Source organism: Actinotalea sp. JY-7885, from assembly GCF_014525465.1.
Classification (GTDB): domain Bacteria; phylum Actinomycetota; class Actinomycetes; order Actinomycetales; family Cellulomonadaceae; genus Actinotalea.
Genome location: NZ_JACEXH010000214.1, coordinates 1 through 4,920, shown reverse-complemented (window position 1 = coordinate 4,920; position 4,920 = coordinate 1). Strand labels below are relative to the sequence as shown.

Sequence of the window (4,920 nt, the reverse complement as noted above, 5' to 3'; positions counted from 1 at the left end):
CGCGTTGCCGGGGGGTCCGGGACGGCGCGAGGCCCCGGTCGACGTCGTCGACCGGGGCCTCGCGGATCTGCTCTGCCCGTGGCGGGCGCTACCTCAGCGGCGGCGCGGGAACGCCGAGGCGCCGGCGTAGCGCGCGGCGTCGTCCAGCTCCTCCTCGATGCGCAGCAGCTGGTTGTACTTGTTGATGCGCTCGCCGCGGGCGGGCGCACCCGTCTTGATCTGGCCGGCGTTGGTGGCGACGGCGAGGTCCGCGATCGTGACGTCCTCGGTCTCGCCCGAGCGGTGCGAGACCATCGCGGTGAAGCCGGCACGCTGCGCCATGGAGACGGCGTCGAGCGTCTCGGACAGGGTGCCGATCTGGTTGAGCTTGACCAGCAGGGAGTTCGCCGCCTTGAGCTCGATGCCCTTGGCGAGACGCTCGGGGTTCGTCACGAAGAGGTCGTCACCGACGATCTGGACGCGGTCGCCGACGTTCGCGACGAGCTGCGACCAGGAGGCCCACTCGTCCTCGGACAGCGGGTCCTCGATGGAGACCAGCGGGTAGTCCGCGACGAGCTGCTCGTAGAACGCGAGCATCTGCTCGGGCGTCTTGGCGGCACCCTCGAACTGGTAGGCGCCGTCCTTGAAGAACTCGGTGGCGGCGACGTCGAGCGCGAGCGAGACGTCCGTGCCCGCCGTGAAGCCGGCCTTCTCGATCGCGACGAGGATGAGGTCGAGCGCCTCGCGGTTGGAGCCGAGGTTCGGCGCGAAGCCGCCCTCGTCGCCGAGGCCCGTCGACAGGCCCTTGCTCTTCAGCACGGACTTGAGGGAGTGGTACACCTCGACGCCGGTGCGCAGGGCCTCGCGGTACGTCGTCGCGCCGATGGGGGCGACCATGAACTCCTGGATGTCGACGTTGGAGTCGGCGTGCGACCCACCGTTGAGGATGTTCATCATCGGGACCGGGAGCACGTGGGCGTTCGGGCCGCCGATGTAGCGGAAGAGCGGCAGGTCGGCGCTGTCGGCCGCGGCCTTGGCGACGGCGAGCGAGACGCCGAGGATGGCGTTCGCGCCGAGCTTGCCCTTGTTGGGCGTGCCGTCGAGGTCGATCAGGGCCTGGTCGACGAGGCGCTGCTCGCTCGCCTCGAAGCCGATGAGCTCGGGGGCGATGTCGTCCATCACGGCGTTGACCGCGTCCTGGACGCCCTTGCCGAGGTAGCGGCCCTTGTCGCCGTCGCGGCGCTCGACCGCCTCGAAGGCACCGGTCGAGGCGCCGGAGGGCACACCGGCCCGCGCGATGGTGCCGTCGTCGAGGGCGACCTCGACCTCCACGGTGGGGTTGCCACGCGAGTCAAGGATCTCGCGGGCGCCTACGGCCTCAATGGTGGCCACGGATGCTCCTTCAGCAGGGTACGGGTGTCGGGTCCGGGTGCCGCGCGGGCTGCGGGTCGCAGCGTCGGCGGACGGTCGAACCGTGCCGCCGGTCGACGTCAACCGGCCGGGCTCCACAGTAGCCCCGGGGCCCGACGCGTGCGGTGGGACGTTCGGCGGGCGGGACGGGTGTCGGGTGTGCGACCGCCGAGCGCGGAGCCCCGTGCCCCTGCGCGGAGCGTCGTGCCACGAGCGTGGAGCGTCGTGCCGCGACACACCGGCGTGTCCGGGCACGACGCTCCACGGGCGGGGTGGAGGGGAGGGGATCCGCGACCCGTGGCTCGCCGGGACCGCGGCCGTCTGGGCCCGTGAGGCCCTCAGCGCGCGGCGGGGACCGGGAGGGCCGCGAGGATGGCCTCGACCTGGGTCTTGGCGTCCCCGAAGAGCATCGCGGTGTTGTCCCGGAAGAACAGCGGGTTCTGCACGCCCGCATAGCCGGTGGCCATGGACCGCTTGAAGACGACGACCTGCCGCGACTTCCACACCTCGAGCACCGGCATCCCGGCGATCGGCGAGCCCGGGTCCTCGAGCGCCGCGGGGTTCACCGTGTCGTTCGCGCCGATGACGAGCACGACGTCGGTCTCGGCCAGGTCGTCGTTCACCTCGTCCATCTCGAGCACGATGTCGTACGGGACCCGCGCCTCGGCCAGCAGCACGTTCATGTGGCCCGGCAGCCGCCCCGCGACGGGGTGCACGCCGAAGCGCACGTCGACGCCGGTCGCCCGCAGCCGGGACACGAGCTCGGCCACCGGGTACTGCGCCTTGGCGACGGCCATGCCGTACCCGGGCGTCACGACGACGGTGCGCGCACCGGCGAGCATCGCGGCGACGTCGGCGGCCGAGACCTCGCGGTGCTCCCCCACCTCACCGCCGCCGCCCGCCGACGTGCCGGCCTCGACGCCGAAGCCGCCGAGGATGACGCTGACGAAGGAGCGGTTCATGGCGCGGCACATGAGGTACGACAGGATCGCGCCGGACGAGCCCACGAGGGCCCCGGTGACGATGAGCAGGTCGTTGCCGAGCATGAAGCCCGCCGCGGCCGCTGCCCAGCCGGAGTACGAGTTGAGCATCGAGACGACGACGGGCATGTCGCCGCCGCCGATCGAGGCCACGAGGTGCCAGCCGAGGGCGAGGGCCACCACGGTCATGAGCACCAGCGGCACCGCGCCGTTGGTGGCGAGGAACCACACCAGCAGCCCGACGCACACCAGCAGGGCCGCGAGGTTGAGCAGGTTGCGCCCCGGCAGCGCCAGCGGGCCGGTCGGGATCCGCGCCGCCAGCTTGAGGTAGGCCACCACGGAGCCCGTCAGCGTCACCGCGCCGATCAGCACGCCGAGGAACACCTCGACGCCGTGCACGACGTCGGCCGGCTCGGTGAGCCAGGACCCGAAGCCCACGAGCACCGCGGCCATGCCGACGAAGCTGTGCAGGATCGCGATCATCTCGGGCATCTGCGTCATCTCGACGCTGCGTGCCCGCCACACCCCCACGACGGCACCGATGCTCAGGACGAGCGCGATGAGCAGCGCCGTGACGATGGGCGGCCGCTCGCTCTGGTCCAGGCTCAGCACCACGGTCGCCGCGAGGGCGAGCGCCATGCCGACCATGCCGAGGACGGTCCCGCGTCGCGCGGTGGTCTGCTTCGAGAGCCCCGCGAGGCTGAGCACGAAGAGGACCGCCGCGAGCAGGTACAGGGACTGGGCGATCGACGTCATCTCAGCCGTCCTTCCGGAACATCGAGATCATCCGGTGGGCGACGAGGAAGCCACCGAAGATGTTGATGCTCGCGACGGTCGCCGCGACGAAGGCGAGGATCGTGACGAGCAGGTTGTCCGAGCCGAGCTGCAGCAGCGCGCCGACGAGGATGATCCCCGACACGGCGTTGGTCTGCGCCATGAGCGGCGTGTGCAGCGCGTGCGTGACGTTGGAGATCACGTAGTAGCCGGCGACCACCGCGAGCGCGAGCACCATGACGTGCCCGTGCAGGTCCGGTGGCGCGAACGACAGCGCCAGCGTGACGAGCACGGCGCCCAGTCCCGCGAGGACCGTGGACCGCGTCCGCCGGCGCGCGGCCGCCCGGGGGTCCACCGCGGGTGCGGCCTGCGGCGCGGCGGGCGTCGTCGCCGGCGCGGCGGACACCTGCACCGGGGGCGGCGGCCACAGCACCTGGCCCTCGTGCGCGACGGTCATCCCGCGCTGCACCGGGTCCGTGAGGTCCAGGACGGGCTCGCCGTCCTTCTCGGGCGTCAGGAGCGCGAGGAGGTTGACCACGTTCGTGCCGAACAGCTGGGACGTGTGGCGCGGCATGCGGCTGGTCAGGTCCGTCCAGCCGAGCACGACGACGCCGTTCTCGGTGACGACGCGCTCCCCGGGGACGGTGCGCTCGCAGTTGCCCCCGCCCGAGGCGGCGAGGTCCACGACGACGCTGCCCGGCCGCATCGCGGCGACCATCGCGGAGGTGATGGTCGTCGGGGCGGTGCCGCGGACCAGCGCGGTGGTGATGACGACGTCGGCGCGGGCCGTCTCCTGCGCGTACATGCGCGCGACGGCGGCCTCCTGCTCGGCGGTCAGCGCGTCGGCGTAGCCGTCGGCGCTGGGCCCGGACGCAGCCCCGGGCACCTCGGCGCGCACGAACTGCGCACCCATGGACTCGATCTGCTCGGCGACCTCGGGCCGCACGTCGTAGGCACGGACCCGCGCACCCAGGCTCACGGCCGCGCCGATCGCGGCCAGGCCCGCCACACCGGCACCGATGACGAAGACCTCGGCCGGCGCGGTCTTGCCGGCGGCGGTCACCTGGCCGGTGAACATGCCGCCGTACTCCTCCGCGGCCTCGATCACGGCGCGGTAGCCGGCGACGTTCGAGAGCGTGCTCAGGACGTCGAGCGACTGCGCGCGGGAGATGCGCGGCACCGCGTCGAGGGCCAGCCCGGTGACGTCGGCCGCCGAGAGCGCGCCGAGCAGACCGGGACGGGCGGCCGGCGCCATCATCCCGATGAGCACGGCGCCGGGGCGCAGCCCGAGCGCGGGCAGCGACTCCTCCGGCGGCACCGTCACGGTGGCGACGACGTCGCTCGACCAGGCCGTCCCGGCGTCGACGACCGTCGCGCCCGCCTCGGCGTACGCGCCGTCGGGGAACGAGGCACCCGCCCCGGCGCCCGACTCGACGACCACCTCGTACCCCAGCTTGTGCAGCTGGCCCACGGTCTGGGGGGTGGCGGCGACGAGCCGCTCCCCCGCCCGCGTCTCACGCGGGACACCGATCCTCATGCGACCTCCCCAGCCGACTCCCAGGGCACCGACGCTAGCCGCCGGCGGCGGCGGCTGGCGGGACGTGGGGCCCACCGGGCGGTGCTGCGGCCGTGCACGTCGCGGAGGTCACGCCCTCTCGGCGGCGCGCACGCGCGCCTCGAGGTCGCGCACGACGGCGCGCAGCGCCGCCTCCGCGTCGACACCCGCCGCCTGCGCCTCGGCGACCACCGCGAGCAACCGGCGGCCGACGGCGTCGTC

Annotated in this window: 3 protein-coding genes; all 3 read right to left on the bottom strand. The window is 73.4% G+C overall.

Features of this window, described 5'->3' with window-relative positions; translation table 11 throughout:
- Positions 1-93: 93 nt before the first annotated feature.
- Positions 94-1,371 (bottom strand): phosphopyruvate hydratase, encoded by a 1,278-nt coding sequence (eno, locus tag IDM29_RS14940; RefSeq protein ID WP_182113269.1) that lies wholly within the window; start codon positions 1,369-1,371, stop codon positions 94-96.
- 356 nt (positions 1,372-1,727) lie between these two features.
- On the bottom strand, positions 1,728-3,125 hold the full coding sequence (gene pntB, locus IDM29_RS14935; protein ID WP_182113268.1) for a Re/Si-specific NAD(P)(+) transhydrogenase subunit beta: 1,398 nt from the start codon (positions 3,123-3,125) through the stop codon (positions 1,728-1,730).
- 1 nt (position 3,126) lies between these two features.
- Entirely contained in the window at positions 3,127-4,680 is a 1,554-nt protein-coding gene (locus IDM29_RS14930) for a Re/Si-specific NAD(P)(+) transhydrogenase subunit alpha (RefSeq protein ID WP_182113267.1), read from the bottom strand.
- Between the last annotated feature and the right edge of the window lie 240 nt (positions 4,681-4,920).